General features: G+C 63.4%; 15 protein-coding genes and 2 tRNA genes. 12 read left to right on the top strand and 5 right to left on the bottom strand.

The window, feature by feature from the left end:
• Window positions 1-7 precede the first annotated feature (7 nt).
• The 10 genes from clpP to D5125_15965 all read left to right on the top strand — a co-directional run bounded on the left by clpP (window position 8) and on the right by D5125_15965 (window position 9,890).
• Complete coding sequence (gene clpP, locus D5125_15920; GenBank protein ID QFY91201.1) at window positions 8-625, top strand: ATP-dependent Clp endopeptidase proteolytic subunit ClpP; 618 nt, start codon at window positions 8-10, stop codon at window positions 623-625.
• 317 nt (window positions 626-942) lie between these two features.
• Complete coding sequence (gene clpX / locus D5125_15925; GenBank protein QFY90825.1) at window positions 943-2,220, top strand: ATP-dependent Clp protease ATP-binding subunit ClpX; 1,278 nt, start codon at window positions 943-945, stop codon at window positions 2,218-2,220.
• A 109-nt stretch (window positions 2,221-2,329) separates the two neighbouring features.
• Window positions 2,330-4,789, top strand: coding sequence for an endopeptidase La (lon, locus tag D5125_15930; protein ID QFY90826.1), 2,460 nt, complete (start codon window positions 2,330-2,332; stop codon window positions 4,787-4,789).
• 272 nt (window positions 4,790-5,061) lie between these two features.
• Complete coding sequence (locus D5125_15935; protein ID QFY90827.1) at window positions 5,062-5,334, top strand: HU family DNA-binding protein; 273 nt, start codon at window positions 5,062-5,064, stop codon at window positions 5,332-5,334.
• 15 nt (window positions 5,335-5,349) lie between these two features.
• Window positions 5,350-5,425 (top strand) — tRNA-Val (locus D5125_15940).
• Window positions 5,426-5,454: 29 nt separating this feature from the next.
• Window positions 5,455-5,531, top strand: a tRNA-Asp gene (locus D5125_15945).
• A gap of 110 nt (window positions 5,532-5,641) precedes the next feature.
• A complete protein-coding gene (locus D5125_15950; GenBank protein ID QFY90828.1) occupies window positions 5,642-7,543 on the top strand; it encodes a SurA N-terminal domain-containing protein in 1,902 nt (633 codons plus the stop codon).
• The gene (locus tag D5125_15955; protein QFY91202.2) at window positions 7,536-7,976 is read left to right on the top strand and encodes a CoA-binding protein; all 441 of its coding nucleotides are present in this window, start codon (window positions 7,536-7,538) and stop codon (window positions 7,974-7,976) included. Before D5125_15950 ends, D5125_15955 begins: the two co-directional genes overlap by 8 nt.
• Window positions 7,977-8,044: 68 nt before the next feature.
• Window positions 8,045-8,878, top strand: a complete 834-nt coding sequence (locus D5125_15960) for a MotA/TolQ/ExbB proton channel family protein (GenBank protein ID QFY90829.1) — start codon at window positions 8,045-8,047, stop codon at window positions 8,876-8,878.
• A gap of 151 nt (window positions 8,879-9,029) precedes the next feature.
• Entirely contained in the window at window positions 9,030-9,890 is an 861-nt protein-coding gene (locus D5125_15965; GenBank protein QFY91203.1) for an OmpA family protein, read from the top strand.
• A 43-nt stretch (window positions 9,891-9,933) separates the two neighbouring features.
• On the opposite strand, the gene D5125_15970 is transcribed toward D5125_15965, so the two are convergent.
• The 5 genes from D5125_15970 to grxC all read right to left on the bottom strand — a co-directional run bounded on the left by D5125_15970 (window position 9,934) and on the right by grxC (window position 15,945).
• Window positions 9,934-10,638 carry an arginyltransferase gene (locus tag D5125_15970; protein QFY90830.1) on the bottom strand — a complete coding sequence of 235 codons (705 nt, stop codon included), beginning with the start codon at window positions 10,636-10,638 and terminating at the stop codon, window positions 9,934-9,936.
• A 1-nt stretch (window position 10,639) separates the two neighbouring features.
• Entirely contained in the window at window positions 10,640-14,557 is a 3,918-nt protein-coding gene (locus D5125_15975) for an EAL domain-containing protein (GenBank protein QFY90831.2), read from the bottom strand.
• A gap of 109 nt (window positions 14,558-14,666) precedes the next feature.
• Window positions 14,667-15,152 carry a hypothetical protein gene (locus D5125_15980; protein ID QFY90832.1) on the bottom strand — a complete coding sequence of 162 codons (486 nt, stop codon included), beginning with the start codon at window positions 15,150-15,152 and terminating at the stop codon, window positions 14,667-14,669.
• Window positions 15,152-15,526: an RNA-binding S4 domain-containing protein gene (locus D5125_15985; GenBank protein QFY90833.1), complete on the bottom strand. Its 375-nt coding sequence runs from the start codon at window positions 15,524-15,526 to the stop codon at window positions 15,152-15,154. Before D5125_15985 ends, D5125_15980 begins: the two co-directional genes overlap by 1 nt.
• A 131-nt stretch (window positions 15,527-15,657) precedes the next feature.
• Window positions 15,658-15,945: a glutaredoxin 3 gene (gene grxC / locus D5125_15990; GenBank protein ID QFY90834.1), complete on the bottom strand. Its 288-nt coding sequence runs from the start codon at window positions 15,943-15,945 to the stop codon at window positions 15,658-15,660.
• 110 nt (window positions 15,946-16,055) lie between these two features.
• Here grxC and pepN point away from each other — a divergent pair, with 110 nt between their 5' ends.
• Window positions 16,056-18,647: an aminopeptidase N gene (pepN, locus tag D5125_15995; protein QFY90835.1), complete on the top strand. Its 2,592-nt coding sequence runs from the start codon at window positions 16,056-16,058 to the stop codon at window positions 18,645-18,647.
• 186 nt (window positions 18,648-18,833) lie between these two features.
• Window positions 18,834-19,589 carry a flagellar motor protein PomA gene (gene pomA, locus D5125_16000; protein QFY90836.1) on the top strand — a complete coding sequence of 252 codons (756 nt, stop codon included), beginning with the start codon at window positions 18,834-18,836 and terminating at the stop codon, window positions 19,587-19,589.
• The last annotated feature ends 3 nt before the right edge of the window (window positions 19,590-19,592 follow it).

Consider the following 19,592-nt stretch of genomic DNA (forward strand, 5'->3'; position numbering starts at 1 on the left):
GGCGGCTATGCCGCAGGTACAGAACCTGGGCCTGGTGCCCATGGTGGTGGAGCAGACCTCACGCGGCGAGCGGGCCTATGACATCTACTCACGCCTGCTCAAGGAGCGGGTCATCTTCCTGATTGGTCCGGTAGAGGACTACATGGCCAATCTGGTGGTGGCCCAGCTACTGTTTCTGGAGTCGGAAAACCCGGACAAGGACGTACATCTGTACATCAATTCCCCCGGTGGTTCGGTGACCGCCGGCATGGCCATCTACGACACCATGCAGTTCATCAAGCCCGATGTCTCCACCATGTGCATAGGTCAGGCCGCCAGCATGGGTGCCCTGTTGCTGGCCGGTGGTGCCAAGGACAAGCGTTTTGCCCTGCCGCACTCGCGCATGATGATCCACCAACCCCTGGGCGGCTATCAGGGCCAGGCCACGGACATCGAGATCCATGCCCGCGAGATCCTCCTGCTGCGCGACAAGCTCAACCGCATCCTGGCCGATCACACCGGTCAGGAACTGAGCGTGATCGAGCGGGATACCGACCGGGACAACTTCATGAGCGCCGAAACCGCCCAGGAATACGGCCTGATCGATCAGGTCATCAGCCAGCGGGCCAGCGTGGAGAAGGATTGAGCCTAAGCGGCGAGGTTGCATCCATAAAGGGACGCAAAGGACGCAAGGCAGCGCGGAGAGCGCAGGGTTGAAAACTGGCTTGCGTCCCGGCTTTTCCATCCAAGGTTTTCGGAAATGCGCGCAGGGTGTCACGGGTTGGATCCGGTCCTGGCGCATACCAAAGGCGGGTCATTTCCTTGCAACAGGCCGGGTAGCATTGTTTGCGGCGCGTGCTCAATGCGATATGATTCGGCCATTCCAATGACCCGGCACCCCTGTTATCGGCCCTGAACCCAGCGGCTGGGTTGGTTGCAGGCCCGGACATCACGAGGCGATCTATGGCAAACGATAAGCGAGGCAAGGAAGATTCCAAGCCGCTGTACTGTTCTTTCTGCGGCAAGAGCCAGCATGAGGTCAAAAAACTGATCGCTGGGCCTTCCGTATTCATCTGCAACGAATGCGTCGATCTGTGTAACGACATCATCCGCGATGAGTTGGAGAACGAAGAGGATACCAGCCAGGGCGCGCTGCCCAATCCGCATGAGATCAAACAGCGCCTGGATCAATACGTCATCGGCCAGTCGGCGGCGAAGAAGGTGCTGGCGGTGGCGGTGTACAACCACTACAAACGCCTGCACACCAAGACCCAGCCGGATGAAGAAATAGAAATCGCCAAGAGCAATATCCTGCTCATCGGCCCCACCGGCTCAGGCAAGACCCTGCTGGCGGAGACCCTGGCGCGGCTACTCAACGTGCCCTTCACCATCGCCGATGCCACCACCCTCACCGAGGCGGGCTACGTCGGCGAGGACGTGGAAAACATCATCCAGAAGCTGCTGCAGAAGTGTGACTACGACGTGGAGCGGGCCGAGACCGGTATCGTCTATATCGACGAGATCGACAAGATCTCGCGCAAGGGGGAGAACGTCTCCATCACCCGTGATGTCTCCGGCGAGGGGGTGCAGCAGGCACTGCTCAAGCTGATCGAGGGCACGGTCGCCTCGGTGCCGCCGCAGGGCGGGCGCAAGCATCCGCAGCAGGAATTCCTGCAGGTGGATACCTCCAACATACTGTTCATCGTCGGCGGTGCCTTTGCCGGTCTCGACCGGGTCATCCGCGACCGCTCCGAGAAGGGCGGCATTGGCTTCTCCGCCGAGGTGCGCAGCAAGGACGAAAAGGCCAATGTGGGCGAGGTGCTGGCCAATGTGGAACCGGAGGACCTGATCAAATACGGCCTGATCCCGGAGTTCATCGGTCGTCTGCCGGTAGTGGCCACCCTGGAGGAGCTGGACGAGGAGGCCCTGGTGCAGATCCTGGTGGAACCCAAGAATGCCCTGAGCAAGCAATACAATCGCCTGTTCCAGATGGAAGGGGTGGAGCTGGAGTTCCGCAAGGATGCCCTGGGTGCCATCGCCCGCAAGGCCATGGAACGCAAGACCGGTGCCCGCGGCCTGCGCACCATCCTCGAACACATCCTGCTGGACACCATGTACGACCTGCCGGCCATGGAGAATGTCAGCAAGGTAGTGGTGGACGGCTCCGTGGTATCCGGTGACTCGGCACCCTTCATCCTCTACAGCTCCAACATGGAACAGCAGGCCACGGGTTCTGACTGACCTGGCTTGAACCCAGACCGCCTGCCCCAATCTTCATGCCAATGCCAGGGCTGCGGGCCGTTCCATCGGAACGGCCTTGCCCTGGACTCATCGCACACTAGGAGTCGTCATGGGCCAATCACATAATTCCCCCCACCCGAATCAGGACGATAGCGGCCTGCTCCCCGTTCTGCCCCTGCGTGACGTGGTGGTCTATCCACACATGGTCATCCCCCTGTTCGTTGGCCGCGAGCGTTCCATCCGCGCCCTGGACTATGCCATGCACAGCCACAAGCAGATCCTGCTGGTGGCGCAGAAGAGCGCCGAGGTGGATGATCCGGCCCTGGGCGACCTGCACCGTATCGGTACCCAGGCGAACATTCTGCAACTGCTCAAGCTGCCCGATGGCACGGTCAAGGTGCTGGTGGAGGGCGGTCAGCGCGTGGGGCTGGACCGGGTGGTGGAGATCGACGGCTACTTCTGCGCCGAGATGAAGCCCCTGCAGGAGAGCCTGCGCTTCGACGAGCGTGAGTCCGAGGTGTTGATGCGCTCGGCCATCGGCCTGTTCGACCAATACGTCAAGCTGAACAAAAAGGTACCGCCGGAGGTGCTCAGCTCATTGGAGAGCATCGATGATCCCAGCCGCCTGGCCGATACCATGGCGGCGCACATGTCGCTCAAGCTGCACGAAAAGCAGCGGGTGCTGGAGATCATGGACGTGGGCGAGCGCTTCGAGCACCTGATGGCGCTGATGGAGGGCGAGAATGACCTGCTGCAGATGGAAAAACGCATCCGGGGCCGGGTGAAGAAGCAGATGGAGAAAAACCAGCGCGAGTACTATCTCAACGAACAGATGAAGGCGATCCAGAAGGAATTGGGCGACCTGGACGATGCCCCCAACGAGATCGAAGACCTGGGCAATAAGATCGAAAAGGCCGGTATGCCGAAGGAGGCCAAGGCCAAGGCGCAGACCGAGCTGAACAAGCTCAAGCTGATGTCGCCCATGTCCGCCGAGGCCACGGTGGTGCGCAACTACATCGATGCCCTGATCAGCGTGCCCTGGAAGAAGCGCTCCAAGATCAGCAATGACCTGGGTATCGCCGAGGAGGTACTGGAGGCCGATCACTATGGCCTGGACAAGGTCAAGGAACGCATCCTTGAATACCTGGCGGTGCAGCAGCGGGTGCGCAAGCTCAAGGGCCCCATCCTCTGTCTGGTGGGCCCGCCGGGGGTGGGCAAGACCTCCCTGGGACAGTCCATCGCGCGGGCCACCAACCGCAAGTTCGTGCGCATGGCCCTGGGCGGCGTGCGCGACGAGGCGGAGATCCGGGGGCACCGGCGTACCTACATCGGTGCCCTGCCGGGCAAGATCGTGCAGAACCTGACCCGGGTGGGCAGCAAGAACCCCTTCTTCCTGCTGGATGAAATCGACAAGATGGCCATGGACTTCCGTGGCGATCCGGCCTCGGCCCTGCTGGAGGTGCTCGATCCGGAGCAGAATCACACCTTCCAGGACCATTACCTGGAGGTGGATTTCGACCTGTCCGAGGTGATGTTCGTCGCCACCGCCAATACCCTCAAGATCCCCCCCGCGCTGCTCGATCGCATGGAGGTAATTCGCCTGTCCGGCTACACCGAGGACGAGAAGGTCAACATCGCGCAACGCTACCTGATCCCCAAGCAGATGAAAAACAACGGCCTCAAGGAGGGCGAGTTGATCATCCGTGAGTCGGTACTGCGCGACATCATCCGCCACTACACCCGCGAGGCCGGGGTGCGCAGCCTGGAGCGCGAGGTGGCAAAGATCTGCCGCAAGGTGGTCAAGGAGATACTGCTCAAGGACAACAAGAACAAGGTCACCCTCACCTCCAAGAACGTGGAGAGCTACCTGGGGGTCAAGCGCTTCCGCTACGGCCGCGCCGAGGAGAACGATCAGGTCGGTCAGGTCACCGGCCTGGCCTGGACCGAGGTGGGCGGCGAGCTGCTGACCATAGAGGCGGCCCTGCTCAAGGGCAAGGGGCGGCTGAATCAGACCGGCCAACTGGGCGATGTGATGAAGGAGTCGATCCAGGCGGCGATGACCGTGGTGCGCAGCCGCTCGGAGATGCTCGGCCTGCTGCCCGATTTCTATCAGGAGCAGGACATACATATCCATGTACCCGAGGGGGCCACGCCCAAGGATGGCCCCAGTGCCGGTATCACCATGTGTACAGCCCTGGTTTCGGCCTTTACCAACATCCCGGTACGCGCCGATGTGGCCATGACCGGTGAGATCACCCTGCGCGGCGAGGTGCTGCCCATCGGCGGGCTCAAGGAAAAACTGCTGGCGGCGGCCAGGGGCGGGATCCAGACCGTGGTGATCCCCCATGAAAACGAAAAGGACCTGGTGGAGATCCCGAAAAACGTCAAGCAGAACCTGGAGATCATCCCGGTGCGCTGGATCGACGAGGTGCTCAATATCGCCCTGACCCGATCGCCCCAGCCCCTGACCCAGGAGCAATTGGCCGAGGCCGAGCGGACCCTGGCGCAAAGGGGCCAGCCCACCCCCAGCGATGGGGATAGTGAAGAGATCGACTCCCTGCGCCATTGATCCCGCTGCGCGTCGGCAGGTCGTCTGTTGGCATGACCCCTGTTGTGCAGGCGCTCGGTACAAGGCCTGTTCAGGCCATAAAGCCGCATTTTCTATTGTCCAGCGGGCCTGAAGTTGTGATAATCTTCGCCTCCAGTCGGACGGCTCGGGGACAAACCCTGGGGGCGCGTTCCCAGGCCCGAGCACAGGGCATGACTGACTGCACAGTTTTTATTCAGGAATCAAAACGAGGGCCTGCGGCACTCACCAATGAACCGTTATGGGGGAAGTTAATGAACAAATCTGAACTGATCGATGCAATGGCCGAAAGCGCGGACATTTCCAAGGCGGCTGCGGGGCGCGCCCTGGATGGTCTTGTCGAGGCCGTTACTCAGGCCATGAAGCAGGGCGACACCGTCTCCCTGATCGGCTTTGGCTCTTTCATGGTGCGCAGGCGGGAGGCCCGTACCGGCCGCAATCCCCAGACCGGCGAACAGATCCAGATCAAGGCCTCGAACACGCCTTCATTTAAAGCTGGCAAAGCGCTGAAGGATGCAGTAAACTGATCTCTTCACTGCTTGGGGTGCTTAGCTCAGCTGGGAGAGCATCGCCCTTACAAGGCGAGGGTCGCAGGTTCGATCCCTGCAGCACCCACCAAGCAACAAGCCACTAGGCTGAAAGAATTCGGAGTGGTAGTTCAGATGGTTAGAATACCGGCCTGTCACGCCGGGGGTCGCGGGTTCGAGCCCCGTCCACTCCGCCATCTTGAAATCGGGGCTTCTCTAAGTAGCCCCGATTTTTTTTGTCCAAAATTCCACTTCTGATCGCGCAAGCCTGGGTCTGGCCCGGCCGGATCGGGATAGAGGTAGATAGATGCTGCAAGCCATTCGTGAAAAGGCCCAGGGCTGGATAGCCTGGGTAATCGTCATTCTTATCAGCGTCCCCTTCGCCCTCTGGGGCGTGCAGGAGTACCTGGGGATCGGGGGCGAGCCCAAGGTGGTCAAGGTCAACAACCGCGAGATCACCGAGCGCGAACTGGACAACGCCTTCCATCGTTTCCGTACGCGCCTGCGTGATCAGCTGGGGGAAAACTACCGCGCCGGCCTGATCGACGACCGCCTGCTCAAGGGCCAGGTGCTCAACAGCCTGATCCAGCAGGAACTGCTCGCCCAGCTGGCCCAGCGCCAGGGCATGAACGTCAGCAAGCAGATGATCCAGCGCGAGATCGCCTCGGTCCCCCTGTATCAGAAGGGCGGACGATTTGACTACGACACCTATCAGCGCGCCCTGCGCCAGCAGGGGATCAGCTCGGAATACCTGGCCCAGCAACTGCGCGTCGGCATGGTCATAGACCAGCTCAGTCAGGGCCTGGAGCAATCCGCCTTCACCACCCAAAGGGAACTGCGCGAGAGCCAGAGGCTGCGCGAGCAAAGGCGTGAACTGGGTTATCTGCTGTTCGCCAAGGACGAATTCATCGACCAGCAGGCGCTGGATGAGGCCGACGTGCAGGCCTATTACGAAGGCCACGCGGCAGACTTCAAGGCCCCCGAGCGGGTCAAGCTGGAATACGTCAGCCTGAGCCTGGAGCAGCTGGCCAAACAGGTGCAGTTCAGCGATGCCGACCTGCAGACCTATCTGGACAACCACAGGAATGAATTCCTCCTGCCCGAGGAGCGCCGCGTATCCCATATCCTCGTCGCACTGGAGGAGGGCGCGGAACAGGCGGCCAAGGCCAAGGCCGAGGACCTGCTCCAGCAATTGCAAAAGGGGGGTGATTTTGCCGCCCTGGCCAAGCAGCATTCCGACGACCCCGGCTCCGCCCCCCAGGGTGGCGATCTGGGCTTTTTTGGCCGGGGCGTGATGGACCCGGCCTTCGAACAGGCCGCCTTTGCCCTGGATACCGACCAAATCAGCCAGCTGGTGCGCAGCAGTTTTGGCTACCACATCATCAAGTTGCACGAGATTCGCGGCAATCGCGAGGCCGATCTGGCCGCCGTGCGTGACCGGGTGCAGAGCGCCTATAGCCGGGAACAGGCCCGAGCGCGGTTTGATGAATACTTCGAGCGGCTGGCCAACCTGGCCTATGAGATACCCGATAGCCTGGTTCCCATAGAGGAAGAGCTGGGCCTGAAGCTGCACAGCAGCGACTGGATCAGCCGCGCCGGTGGCGGGGTGGGGCCGCTGGCCTCGCCCAAGGTGATCAATGCCGCCTTCAGTGACGAGGTGCTGGGGCGCGGCAATAATAGCGAACCCCTGGAGATCGACAACGATCAGGTACTGGTACTGCGCCTGCTGGCCCACGAACCGGCCAGCACCAAACCCCTGGATCAGGTACGGCCCCAGGTAGAGCAGGCCCTGCGGCAACAACAGGCGATCCAGGCGGCGGCCCAGGCCGGTGCCCAGGCGCTGGAACAACTGCGTTCCGGCAAGACCCTGGCCGAACTGGCCGAGACAACAACTGCCCGCCTGGAAACGCCGGGGCTGATCGACCGCTTCGACGCCAAGCTGCCGCCGCGTCTGCGCAATGAGGCCTATCGCCTGCCGCGCCCGGCCGAGGGTCAGGCCAGCCACGGCGGCGTGGAATTGAGCAACGGCGACTATGCCGTCATGGCCCTGACACGGGTGGAGGACGGCAGCCTCGGCGAGCAAGACCCGGCGCTGCGCCAGGGGCTTGACCGCACACGCGCCAATCGCTACTTCGAACTCTTCGTCGCCGCCCTGGAGCGGCAGGCGGATATTGAGGTCCTCGACAAAAAGGCCCTGGCCGGTGACTGAGGCCGGTCCAAGTCCAGCCAGCCTGGATGAAGACATCCGCCGCCTGCTGCGCCAGACCCGCACCATCGCCCTGGTCGGGGCCAGCCACAAGCCTCACCGCGACAGCCATCGGGTGATGGCCTACCTGCAAGGCCAGGGCTATAGGGTGATCCCGGTCAACCCGGGCCGGACCGGGCTGGAGATCCTGGGTGAACAAGTCTATCCCGACCTGGCTGCTATCCCCGAGTCGATCGACCTGGTGGATATCTTCCGCAACAGCGAGGCGGCGGGCGAGGTGGTGGATGAGGCCATAGCCTTGGGTGCCAAGGCCGTCTGGCTGCAGATCGGCGTGATCAACCCGGCCGCCGCCGAACGTGCCCGCGCCGCCGGCCTGCAGGTGGTCATGGACCTTTGCCCCATGCAGGAGATCCCCCGCCTGGGCATGATTAGGTAGTTCAGCCCCAAGCTGGCCTGATTTCTGCATTAAGCCCTCCATCAGAACATGGGTTCAGAGGAGCGGTGATGACAAGTAAAAGCCTGATAACGATCAATGCAGCCCTGGTGCTGCTTGCCCTGCTGTTGATGCTCAGCGGTCTGGGCGGGGGCTGGGGCGGGGCCATAGCCGGCTTCGTCTTCGTGGTTGGCGGCACCTTTTTGGCGTCGGTTTCCAGTCAGTCGGCGGACAAGGTGCTCGGAGTGCTGCTCAAGGCCCCGCAGGCCTTCGATAACGCCGAACAGCGCCGCTACCGGCGCAGGACCCTGGATAGCTTCCTGCCGGTGGCAGAATGGGCGCGGCGTGGCAACGCCCGAGCGGCGGAACGCCTGGCCCGGCAGATCAACGACGACTTCCTGCGCCGTGGCGTCATGCTGGTACTGGACCGCACCCCAGAGCGGGAGATGATGCGCACCCTGCAATGGCGTATCGGCAACGAACGCGAGAACGATCAGCAAGAGATCCGCGTGATTCGCGCCATGGTTGGCTATGCCCCGGCGCTGGGCATGCTCGGCACCCTGCTGGGCCTGGTACAGATGCTGTTTGGCCTGGGCGACAAGGGCATCAACGAGATCGGCGTGGCCATGGGCTTTGCCATGCTCACCACCGTATATGGCCTGATCGGGGCCAACCTCCTGCTCAAGCCCCTGGCGGCGAAGATGGAACAGCAATCGCGGGCACGCATCTCCTGGATGTACGCCCAGCTGGAGGCCGTACTCATGCTGCGTGAACGCAGCCATCCGGTGCATATCCAGGAGGCCCTGGAGACCTACCTGGACGGCAGCCGCGACTACCCCCTGCCCAACCTGCAAGACATGGCCCCGCGCATCCGCCGCCTGATTCAGCGCACCAAGGCCGCCTGATATGAGTGCCCTGTCCCAAGCCAGCCCGGCCGACCTGGAGCAAGACCCAGAACTGGGCCATGACCCCTGGATGAACCTGCAACCTGAAGCCAGCGGCAGCGACAGCTGGATGCTCAGCTACGTCGATGTACTCACCCTGCTGCTGGTGCTGATGGTGGTGCTGCTCATGCTGCAACGGGCCGGAAACCCCGACAGCCCCCTGGACCTGCCCGCCGCACCCAGCCCCCTGACCCAACAGGCCGCAGCGCCGTTGCAGGCGGAACCCCAGCTGGAACAGCCCAAGGCAGCCAGCAGCGGGGTGAGCGACCCGCTGATTCTGGCCACTGACGAGGCCGAGGCCGACTGGCCCCTGCTCACCGAAAGCCTGCCCTTTGCCGAGCAGCCCCTGGCCGAGCCCCTGCTCACCGAAAGCCCTGCGGAGCTGGCCGAGCCGCAGACAAGGGAGCCAGGGGAGAGGCAAGCGGACCCAGCGCAAGGGCAAATCAGCCGCCCCAGCACAGCGGCCGAAGCAAAGGCCGACAGGATGCTGGCGGTACGCCCAGCCATGCAGCAGCCGCCTGGGGTCGATCTTGCCCCCCTGATCGAGGCCCTGCGCTGGAAGGGGCTGGGCAAGGGCGTCACCCTCAGTACCAACGCCACCCAGGTGCGGCTGGAGACCCGCGACAACATCCTGTTTGCCGATGCCAGCGCGGAACTGACCGACAGCGGTGCCGACCTGCTGCTGGAACTGACCAGCCTGCTGTTGCGCTACCCCGGCATCATCTCGGTGGAAGGCCACGCCGACAGCCGCCCCATCACCTCCACCGCCTTCCCCTCCAACTGGGAGCTATCCAGCGCCCGCGCCGCCAGTGTGGTGCGCTATCTGGTGGGCCAAGGGATAGACGCCGAACGCCTGCGCGCCATCGGCTACGGTGATACCCGCCCCCGCGCCGACAACGCCAGCAGCGAAGGCCGCGCCGCCAATCGCCGCGTCAGCCTGGTGCTGGAGCCAAGGCCTGAATCCCGGCTGTAATCAGCCCTCAGCCTTCAGCCTTCAGCCTTCAGCTCGGCCCCAGTCATGGCAGATCCCGCCATTCCCCTTGGATGTAGCCCTGGTTGGGGCGGTATTGGATCTTGTAGGCCATCTTGGGGCTTTGTTCGATCCAGTAACCCAGGTAGAGATAGGGCAGGCCAAGGCGGCTGGTCTCTTGGATCTGCCAGAGCAGGCCGATGACGCCGGGACTCAAGTGCGCCAGCTCGGGTTCATAGAAGCTGTAAACGGCGGACAGCCCGCCCGGCAGGTAGTCGGTAACGGCCACTGCCAGCAGGCGCTGATGCCAGCGCAGTTCCACGAAGCGGGTGGTGCACCAGTCGCTGGTCAGAAAGCGCATGTAGTCCTCGGCGCTGGGGTCGGCCATGTCGCCATCGCCGTGGCGGGCCTCGATATAGCGCCGGTAGAGCTGGAACTGATTGGGGTCGAATCGGGCCGGCAGGGGGTGTATCTCCAGCTCGGCGGCGACCCGGTTCCAGGCACGGCGCTGATTGCGCCGGGGTCGCCAGTGCCGCACCGGTATGCGCAGGGGAATGCAGGCGGCGCAGTCCGGGCATTGGGGGCGATAGACGTAACCGCCGCTGCGGCGAAAACCCTGCTCCAGCAGGGCCTGGTAGAGCCGATCATGCAAGGCTACCCCAGGCTCGATGAATTGGGTGATGGCCTGACGCTCGGCCAGGTAGCTACAGCCATGGCTGGGGGTTTGCAGCAGGGGCAGATGGGGCCTCATCTCAGTCCTGGGCTTGGCCAAGCAGGCTGAGTTCGCGCAGTTGGTTGAGGAAGGCTTGCAGCAATTCCTCCAGTTCCGTCAGACGGGGCCGGGCCTGGGAGGGGGGCAGGGCACAGAGGCTCGCGGCCCGCTGGTGCAGTTCATCGTGCAGGCGTCTGGCCTCGATATAGGTCGGAACCTGGGCGAAGCGCGATTCGCCCTCGCTGCTGAGCCATTGGCCGAAACGGCAGCGTTCGCCCAGCAGGGGCGGGGCCTCGCGGCGTTCCTGCTGGATGTATTCGCGTACCCAGCGCAGCCAGGCCCGATGCTCGGCACCGGCCTGCAGCAGGGGCATGTCGCGCAGGGGCAGTGGGCGCTGCCGGGTCCATTCCGGGAAGGGTCGCCATTGGTCGATCCAGCCGGGCAGCTGGGCCGCAGGCATGGGATGGCCTATGCCATAGCCCTGACCGATCTCGCAGTCCAGCTGCAGCAGCATCTCGCCGTGCTCGCGGGTCTCTACGCCCTCGGCGACCAGGTCCAGGGCAAAGGCGTTGGCCATGCCCAGGATGCCCTCCAGGATGGCCAGGTCGTCCGGGTCTTCGAGCATGTCGCGGACAAAGGTCTGGTCGATCTTGATGCGGCTGGCGGGCAGGCGTTTGAGGTAGGTGAGGGAGGAGTAGCCGGTGCCGAAGTCATCCAGGGCGAAGCCGACCCCCAGCGCCTTGCAGCGGTGGATGATGCGCGATACCTGATGGATGTCCTCCAGGGCACTGGTCTCCACTACCTCCAGCTCCAGCTGGCCGCGGGGTACGCCGGGATGGGCCAGCAGTTGCCGCTCCAGTTGCTCGACGAAGTCGTTCTGTTGCAGTTGCGGGCCGCTGACATTGACGCTCACCGGCAGGTTCAGGCCCTGTTTGGCCCAGCGCTCCATCTGCTCCAGGGCGCTGTCTATCACCCAGTGGCCCAGGTCCAGGCCGAGCTGGTGGTTCTCCGTCAGGGGCAGAAAGCTCAGTGGCGAGAGCAGACCACGCTTGGGGTGGTCCCAGCGCAGCAGGGCCTCGGCCCCAACCACCTCGCCGCTGCGCATGTTCACCTTGGGCTGGTAGTAGAGCAGGAATTCCTGGTTGTCCAGGCTTTGGCGCATGGCCTCCAGTTTTTCGTGCAGGCCACGGGTGTTGCGGTCGGTCTCGGTGTCGAACAGGTGATAGCGGTTCTTGCCGCTGACCTTGGCCTGATACATGGCCTGATCGGCCTGGCGCAGCAGTTGATCCGGGTCCACCTCCTCGTCCTGGGGGTAGAAGGTGACGCCGATGCTGGCGGATACCTGCAGCACCAGGTCATCGATGGCTATGGGTTCGGCGGCGGCCTGTAGCAGGCGCTCCAGCAGGGGGATGCTGTCCTCGTTGCGCTGGATGTCGATGAGTACGGCAACGAATTCATCGCCGCCCAGGCGGCCGATGGTGTCGCCCTCGCGCAGGGCGGCGCGCATGCGCTCGGCCAGGTGAATGAGGAGCTGATCACCGATGTCGTGGCCGTGGCGGTCGTTGATCGCCTTGAAGCCGTCCAGGTCGAGGAACACCACCGCCAGTTGCAGCTCGCGCCGGACCATCTGGAGCATACCCTGCTGCAAGCGGTCGGCCAGGAGTACGCGGTTGGGCAGTTGGGTCAGGGAGTCGTAGTGGGCGATCTGCTCCAGCTGGCTCTGGTAGGCCTTCTGCTCGCTGATCTCGGTGAACAGGGCGACATAGTGGCTGACCTCGCCGCGGTGGTCGCTGATGGCGCTGATGGTGAGCAGTTGGGGGTAGAGGTCACCGTTCTTGCGCCGGTTCCATACCTCGCCGGCCCAGCTGCCTTGTTGCAGCAGCTGACGCCACATGTCCTCGTAGAACTCGGCGTCGTGGCGGCCGGATTTGAACAGCCGGGTATGCTGGCCCACCGCCTCGTCGCGGCGGTAACCGGTGATCTGGCTGAAGGCCTCATTGACATCGACGATGATGCCATCGGGTTGGGTGATGTAAATACCCTCCTGGGCGTAGGTGAAGACGCTGGCGGCTAGTTTGAGCTTTTCCTCGGCCTGGATCCGTTCGCTGATGTCGTGGCCTATGGCCAGCACCCCAACCACCTCGCCGTTGCTGTCCTTGAGGGTCTTGTTGTACCACTCCACCAGGCATTTACGGCCATCGCGCAGCAGCAGGGGGTTGACCTGGCCGCTGACGTCTATGTCCGTCACCGCCAGCTGGAACACGCGCTTGATGCGCTGTATCTCGGTCTCGGGCAGGAAGGTGCTGAACCAGTCGCGGCCCTTGATCTCGTCCAGGCTGTAGCCGGTGAGTTGCTCGGCGTAGGGGTTGAGGTGGACCACGCAGCCCTGGGGGTCGAGCACTATGATGATGACCTGGGCGGTGTTGATGATGGTCTTGGCCAGGTCCTGCTCCTGCCGCAGGCGCTCCTCGGCGCGTTTGCGCTGGGTGATGTCGCGGATTGCGCCCTCATAGCCGATCAGCCGGTCGTCCTGTTCCACGCCTCGGCAGTTGATCGACAGCCAGCGTTCCTCGGCATCGGCATTCAGGCCTTGGGTCTCGAAGTTGTGCAGCTTGCCCCCGGCGCTGGTGAGCAGGCGGACAAAACGCTGGAAGGAGATCTCGCTGCTGATCAGGCGGCCTATGGGCTGGCCCAAAAGGTCCGCGGCATCCTGGCCGAAGACCTGGCGCACCGAGGGGGATATCTCCAGGATCAGGCCCTGGCGGTCGGTGCGGTAGTACACGTCTTGCAGGTTTTCGATGATATCCCGGTAATGCCCTTCGGACGCCTTGAGACGCTGCTCGGTGACACGGCGTTGGCCAATCTCCCGTTGCAGGCGCAGGTTGAAACGCCACAGCACCAGAGCCACCAGGGCCACCAGCAAGACCAGCAGGCCAATACCCAGGGTGGCGCGGAAGAACAGGCTGCGGGTGACCTTGGGGTCGGGGTCGTAGATGAAGCCACTTAGATCGAAGTCGGCCTCGGCCATGTCGAACTGGGTCATCAGCCTGGCCATGTGTTCCAGCCGACTGGGGTTGATCTGACCCACAGGCACCAGCTCGGGCAGGATCAACCGCTGCATGGTCTGGGCCTCGTACTCCAGGTGGGCGCGGCTTTTGTCCGGTTGATACTGGCTCAGGATCAGATCAATGATCTCCTCCTTGTGGCGCATGGCGTATTGCCAGCCCTGGATGCTGGCACGGCGAAAGGCCTTGACCCGTTCCGGGTATCTGCGCGCTTCCTCCCGGCTGGTGAACAGGATATCGCTGTAGAAGTCGATGCCGTAGCGGGACGGCTCCAGGGTGTGGCCCTGCAGACCACGCTCCTGCAGGTAAAAGGGCTCATTGCTGAGATAGGCATTGATGGCATCGGTACGGCCCTCGATCAGGTCGTCGATGTCAAAGCTGCTGGGCAGGATGCGGACCTCATCGGCCTCCACCCCCTCGTTGCGCAGCATGGCGAGAAAGTCCAGGTCCTCGACATCGCCCAGCATCATCACCCGCTTGCCGATCAGGTCCTTGGGCGAGCGCAGGCCGGAGTCGGCCAGGGTCAGCAGGACGTAGGGGGAGTGCTGAAAGATGGCGGCCAGGGCCAGCAGGGGGTCGCCCTTGAGGTAACGCTGCAACAGCTCGGTGTTGGCTACGCCGTACTGGGCGCGGCCCTGGAGTACCTCGTTGACCGGGCTGCGCCCCGGTACGTTGGGCAGGATGCGCACATCCAGCCCGCGCAGGCGGTAAAAGCCCTTGTGCAGGGCGGCATAGTAGCCGGCGAACTGAAACTGGTGCCGCCAGGGCAGTTGCAGGCTCACCTGCTGCTGGTGTGGGTCTTGGTGGGCAGCTAAGGCCGATGCGGCCAGGCCGAACAGCAGCAGGAGCACGGCCAAGGGCCCGGTCAGGCCGGTTGCCAATAGTGATTTCATCCGATGAGCATCCCCCGGTCGGGCCGGAACCTGAAAGTCCAGAAACATTGACTGAATGGGCCGCCAGTATAGCCTTGCGCGGGGCAAAGGTTAATCCCAAATCGACGGGTCAGGTATCCTCGGGCGGCCCCTTGTCGCGCTGGCGGCGGGTGCGCCGCCGGGGTTCGCGGTATTCGGCCAACTGTTGGATGATGCGCGCAAAGGGTAGCCGCTGGATGCCGCCAAAATGGCCGATGCAGTCGTTGAGCAGGCCATGCACGTTGGCGATCAGCACGGGGGTGGGGTCGCCGGGGTAACGGATGCGATGCAGGCCAAGCAGACCGCCCATCAGCAGGCGCATGGCCTTGGCGTGGGGCAGGGGGGTCTCTGGGCTGCGCGATTTCAGGGCGAAGCGGGCGTTCTCGCGCAGGCTGTCAAGAAACTCCCGGCATTGCTGCTGGGCCGATAGCGAGCGGCACTCCACCCCTTCGCGCTCGGCGATGCAGAAACGCGCTGCCTGAGGGCAGTGGCAGCGGTTCATCAGGATGGGTTTTTCGTAGATGCAGAAGCATTCGTTGATCTCGCGGTAGGTCTCGCGAAAGGCGTCCTGGTCCATCACTGCACCTGCTTGAAGCGGTGGATCAGACGTCGGTCGCGCTTGTTCGGCTTGCCCTGGGCCTGGGCCGGCAGGGCCTGGCGCTCGGCGCGCAGCTCTTCCCGGCGGGCCTGGCGGCTGGCCTGGCTGGCCTCGTCCTCGCTGTAGGAAAGGGCGGCCTCGGCGGCCGGGCGGCGTTGTTTGGGCAGTTGTTCCACGCGGATGTCCCAGTGCAGACCGGCCTTGCTGATCTGCAGACGGCTGCCCAGCTGCACCTCCTTGCCCGGTTTGCTGCGCTGCCCATTGAGGTGTACATGACCGCCATTGATGGCCTCCACCGCCAGCTGACGGGTCTTGTAAAACCGCGCGGCCCAAAGCCACTTATCCAGGCGCATCGTACACTCTCCAGACAGAAGACGGAGGACAGGGGACGGAAGACAGAACTTTGCGTCGCTACGCGACAGATTAGGTAAACCTGGCGCGAAGCGCCTCAGCACTCTGTCCTCTGTCTTCTGTCTTCTGTCCCTCAGGTCGGCTCTTCCCAGTCATCGTGATCGGCATTTATGCCGAGCAGCGGGTCCAGCTTGCCCAGGGAGTCCAGCTCAGCCAGCTCATCATAGCCGCCTACATGGTAGTCGTCGATGAAGATCTGCGGCACGGTGCGGCGCTGGCTGCGCTCCAGCATCTCGCGCATCAGACCCCGGTCCTGGTCGATCATTTTCTCCGCGTAGGTTACTCCCTTGTGTTGCAGCAGCTGTTTGGCGCGGATGCAGTAGGGGCAGATCTGGGTGCTGTAGATGATGACTTGGGGCATTGTTGTTATCTCCTTGGGAACTGATTGGCGAATCCTATTACCCACAGGCACAGGATTCAATCGGCTTTCAATGCGGTTATACTCGGGGCCTTTGCCAGAGGGTACGGAAGATGAGCCAGATTGCCAGCCCAAAGACCCATTACCTCAAGGACTACCAGCCCCCGGCCTACCTGATCGACCGGGTGGAGCTGAGCTTCCGGTTGGACGAGCAGTCCACCCAGGTGCATTCCGTCCTGCATCTGCGGCGCAACCCCCAGGGGCCGGGCGGGCCGCTGCGGCTAGATGGCGAGGGCCTGAACACCCTGGAGCTGCGCCTGGACGGTCGGCCATTGGTGCCTGGCGAGTATGGCATGGAGGACGGCCAGCTGAGCATCGAACAGGTACCGCAGCGCTGCCGGCTGGAGAGCCGGGTGGAGATCAACCCAGCGGCCAACACCGCCCTGGAGGGGCTGTATCTGTCTTCTGGGCTGTTCTGCACCCAGTGCGAGGCGGAGGGCTTTCGCCGCATCAGCTGGTTTATCGACCGGCCCGATGTCATGGCCTGCTACCGGGTGCGCATCGAGGCCGAGCGCCAGCGCTATCCGGTGCTGTTGAGCAATGGCAATCCCATCGAGCAAGGCGAGCTGGCGGGTGGCCGCCACTATGCCGTCTGGGATGACCCCTTTCCCAAGCCCTGCTACCTGTTCGCCCTGGTGGCGGGCGATTTGAGCCATATCGAGGCATCGCATCAGACCCCCTCGGGGCGGCGCGTGCGTCTGCGCATCTACAGCGAGGCGGAGAACATAGCCCGCTGTCAACACGCCATGGATAGCCTGATCAAGGCCATGCTCTGGGATGAGCGGACCTATGGCCGCGAGTGTGACCTGGATGTGTATAACATCGTCGCGGTGAACGACTTCAACATGGGCGCCATGGAAAACAAGGGGCTGAACATCTTCAACGCCAAGTTTGTCCTCGCCAGCCCGGAGAGCGCCACCGATGCCGACTTTCAGGCGGTCGAGGGGGTGATTGCCCATGAGTATTTCCACAACTGGAGCGGCAACCGCGTCACCTGCCGCGACTGGTTCCAGCTGTCGCTGAAGGAGGGCTTCACCGTATTCCGTGATCAGGAGTTCTCCGCCGACATGAACTCACGCGGGGTCAAGCGCATCGAGGATGTGCGCCTGCTGCGCACCCATCAGTTCGCCGAGGACGCCGGACCCATGGCCCACCCGGTGCGGCCCGAGTCCTATGTGGAGATCAATAACTTCTACACCCTGACGGTGTATGAAAAGGGTGCCGAGCTGGTGCGCATGCAGGCCCTGCTGCTGGGGCCGGAGCGCTTTCGTCAGGCCACGGATCTGTATTTTCAGCGTCACGATGGTCAGGCGGTGACCATTGACGACTTCGTCGCCTGCATGGCCGAGGTCTCGGGCCGTGACCTGGGCCAGTTCAAACGCTGGTATGCGCAGGCCGGCACGCCAGAGGTCCGGGTAGAGGCGGCATACGAGCCCCAGGCCCGGCGTTATCGGCTGCGCCTCAGTCAGGACCGGCAGCCGCCGCTGCATATCCCCCTGGTGCTGGGCCTGCTCGGGCCTGAGGGCGAGGAACTGCTGGCCGAGGGCAGCCGCCTGCTGGAGCTGACCGAGGCCAGCCAGGAGTTTGTGTTCGAGCAGATAGCGCGGCCGCCGCTGATCTCCCTCAACCGGGGCTTCTCCGCGCCGGTGAAGATCCGGCTTGACTACAGCGATGAACAACTGGGCCGGCTCATGGCCCAGGACAGCGACGGCTTCAACCGCTGGGATGCCGCCCAGACCCTGTCCCAGCGGCTCCTGCTGGGCCTGGTCGCCGAGGCCGCAGCAGGGCGGCAGGGGGCGATCCCCGCCGCCTTCATCCAGGGTCTTGCCGACAACCTGGCAGACCAGGCAACGGACCCGGCCCTGCTGGCGGAGACCCTGAGCCTGCCCAGCGAGGGCTATCTGGCGGAGCAGATGGAATGCGTGGATGTGGATGGCATACACCAGGCCCGCGAGCGCCTGCGCCAGCACATCGGCAGCCAGCTGCACGGACCGCTGTTGGCGCTGTATGAGCGCTGCGGCGGCAGCGCCGGGGCCGATCTCTCACCCCAGGCCATGGGCCGGCGCCAGCTGCGCAACCTGACCCTGGGTTATCTCATGGCCAGCCAGACCCCAGAGGCCCTGGCGCTCTGTCTGCGCCAGTTCGAGCAGGCCGACAACATGACCGAGCGCCTGGCCGCCCTGGCCCTGCTGGCGGCCTCCGACGCCCCGCAGCGCTCTGAGGCCCTGGAGCAATTCCAGCGTCACTGGCAGGGCGATGCCCTGGTGATGGATAAGTGGTTCGGGGTACAGGCCAGCGCGTCCCGGCCTGAGACCCTGCAACAGGTACGCCGTCTGATGCGCCATCCCGCCTTCAGTCTGCGCAATCCCAACCGGGTGCGCGCCCTGATCAGTACCTTTTGTAACGCCAACCCGGTCTGCTTTCATGCCGCCGATGGCAGCGGCTATGCCTTCTGCCGCGAGCAGGTGCTGGCCCTGGATGGCCTCAACCCCCAGGTTGCGGCCCGCCTGGTGCGCGCCCTGGTCCGCTGGCGGCGCTACCCCGAACCCCGCCGTGGCCTGATGCAGCGGCAGCTGCAGCAGATCCTGGCCCAGCCGGGGCTATCGGGCGATGTGCATGAGCTGGTGTCAAAGGGCCTGGGGTGAACGGGAAAGTTTGAGGTTTAAAGTTTGCAGGGCAAGGGCGCGGATTAAAGAAATCCTGTGCCAACCCGCTAAGAAAGCAATGCTTTTTATCACAGGGAGCAGGGGCGCGGATTCAGCATTGGACCCGATTTGCCCAAGTAGGGATAATGCCCTGTTCCAGACCAACCTAGCCTAGAAGAATGTCTAATGGATATAGCCACAGTTGTTGGCATACTCGCCGCCATCGGGGTCATCATTGGTGCCATCGCCAGCGGTGGCGATGTCATGCTGTTTGTCAACGTGCCCTCCATCCTCATCGTGGTGGGCGGCACCTTTGGCGCGACCCTGGCCCAGGTCACCCTGAAGGACTTTCTCGGCTCCTTCGGCCTGGGTCTCAAATCCATCCTGTACAAGGTGGACGACCCCAATGAGCTGATCGAAAAGGCGGTGGAACTGTCTGACCTGGCACGCAAGAATGGCCTTTTGGCCCTGGAGGGGGTGGAGATCGATAACGCCTTTCTGAAAAAGGGCATCACCCTCTGCGTCGATGGCCATGACCCGGCCCTGGTGCAGAAGATGATGAGCCGGGACATAGCCCTCACCATTCAACGCCACGAGACCGGGCAGAACATGTTCAAGAACATGGGGGCCATGGCCCCGGCCATGGGCATGATCGGCACCCTGGTGGGGCTGGTGCAGATGCTGGCCAATATGTCCGACCCGGCCAGCATAGGCCCGGCCATGGCGGTAGCCCTGCTCACCACCCTGTACGGTGCCATCATCGCCAACGGTTTCGCCATCCCGGTGGCGCAGAAACTGGCCCGCGCCTCTGAGCTGGAAAAGCTCAACCGCTCCCTGATCATGGAGACCATCTCCGGTATCCAGGAGGGCATGAACCCCCGCGTACTCCAGCAGATGCTGCAGAACTATCTGCCGGAAAGCCGTCGGCCGGTGGAGGAATAGCGG

Source organism: gamma proteobacterium SS-5 (genome assembly GCA_009497875.2).
In the GTDB taxonomy this organism is placed as follows: domain Bacteria; phylum Pseudomonadota; class Gammaproteobacteria; order Chromatiales; family Chromatiaceae; genus Magnetovirga; species Magnetovirga frankeli.

Excerpts from the sequence above, each read along its gene's own strand:
- D5125_15975 (QFY90831.2), bottom strand. The coding sequence starts at position 14,557 with ATGAAATCACTATTGGCAACCGGCCTGACCGGGCCCTTGGCCGTGCTC.
- D5125_15960 (QFY90829.1), top strand. The coding sequence starts at position 8,045 with ATGACAAGTAAAAGCCTGATAACGATCAATGCAGCCCTGGTGCTGCTT.
- pomA (QFY90836.1), top strand. The coding sequence starts at position 18,834 with ATGGATATAGCCACAGTTGTTGGCATACTCGCCGCCATCGGGGTCATC.
- D5125_15980 (QFY90832.1), bottom strand. The coding sequence starts at position 15,152 with ATGGACCAGGACGCCTTTCGCGAGACCTACCGCGAGATCAACGAATGC.
- D5125_15965 (QFY91203.1), top strand. The coding sequence starts at position 9,030 with ATGGTGGTGCTGCTCATGCTGCAACGGGCCGGAAACCCCGACAGCCCC.
- D5125_15950 (QFY90828.1), top strand. The coding sequence starts at position 5,642 with ATGCTGCAAGCCATTCGTGAAAAGGCCCAGGGCTGGATAGCCTGGGTA.
- D5125_15985 (QFY90833.1), bottom strand. The coding sequence starts at position 15,526 with ATGCGCCTGGATAAGTGGCTTTGGGCCGCGCGGTTTTACAAGACCCGT.
- clpX (QFY90825.1), top strand. The coding sequence starts at position 943 with ATGGCAAACGATAAGCGAGGCAAGGAAGATTCCAAGCCGCTGTACTGT.
- pepN (QFY90835.1), top strand. The coding sequence starts at position 16,056 with ATGAGCCAGATTGCCAGCCCAAAGACCCATTACCTCAAGGACTACCAG.
- D5125_15935 (QFY90827.1), top strand. The coding sequence starts at position 5,062 with ATGAACAAATCTGAACTGATCGATGCAATGGCCGAAAGCGCGGACATT.
- clpP (QFY91201.1), top strand. The coding sequence starts at position 8 with ATGCCGCAGGTACAGAACCTGGGCCTGGTGCCCATGGTGGTGGAGCAG.
- grxC (QFY90834.1), bottom strand. The coding sequence starts at position 15,945 with ATGCCCCAAGTCATCATCTACAGCACCCAGATCTGCCCCTACTGCATC.
- D5125_15970 (QFY90830.1), bottom strand. The coding sequence starts at position 10,638 with ATGAGGCCCCATCTGCCCCTGCTGCAAACCCCCAGCCATGGCTGTAGC.
- lon (QFY90826.1), top strand. The coding sequence starts at position 2,330 with ATGGGCCAATCACATAATTCCCCCCACCCGAATCAGGACGATAGCGGC.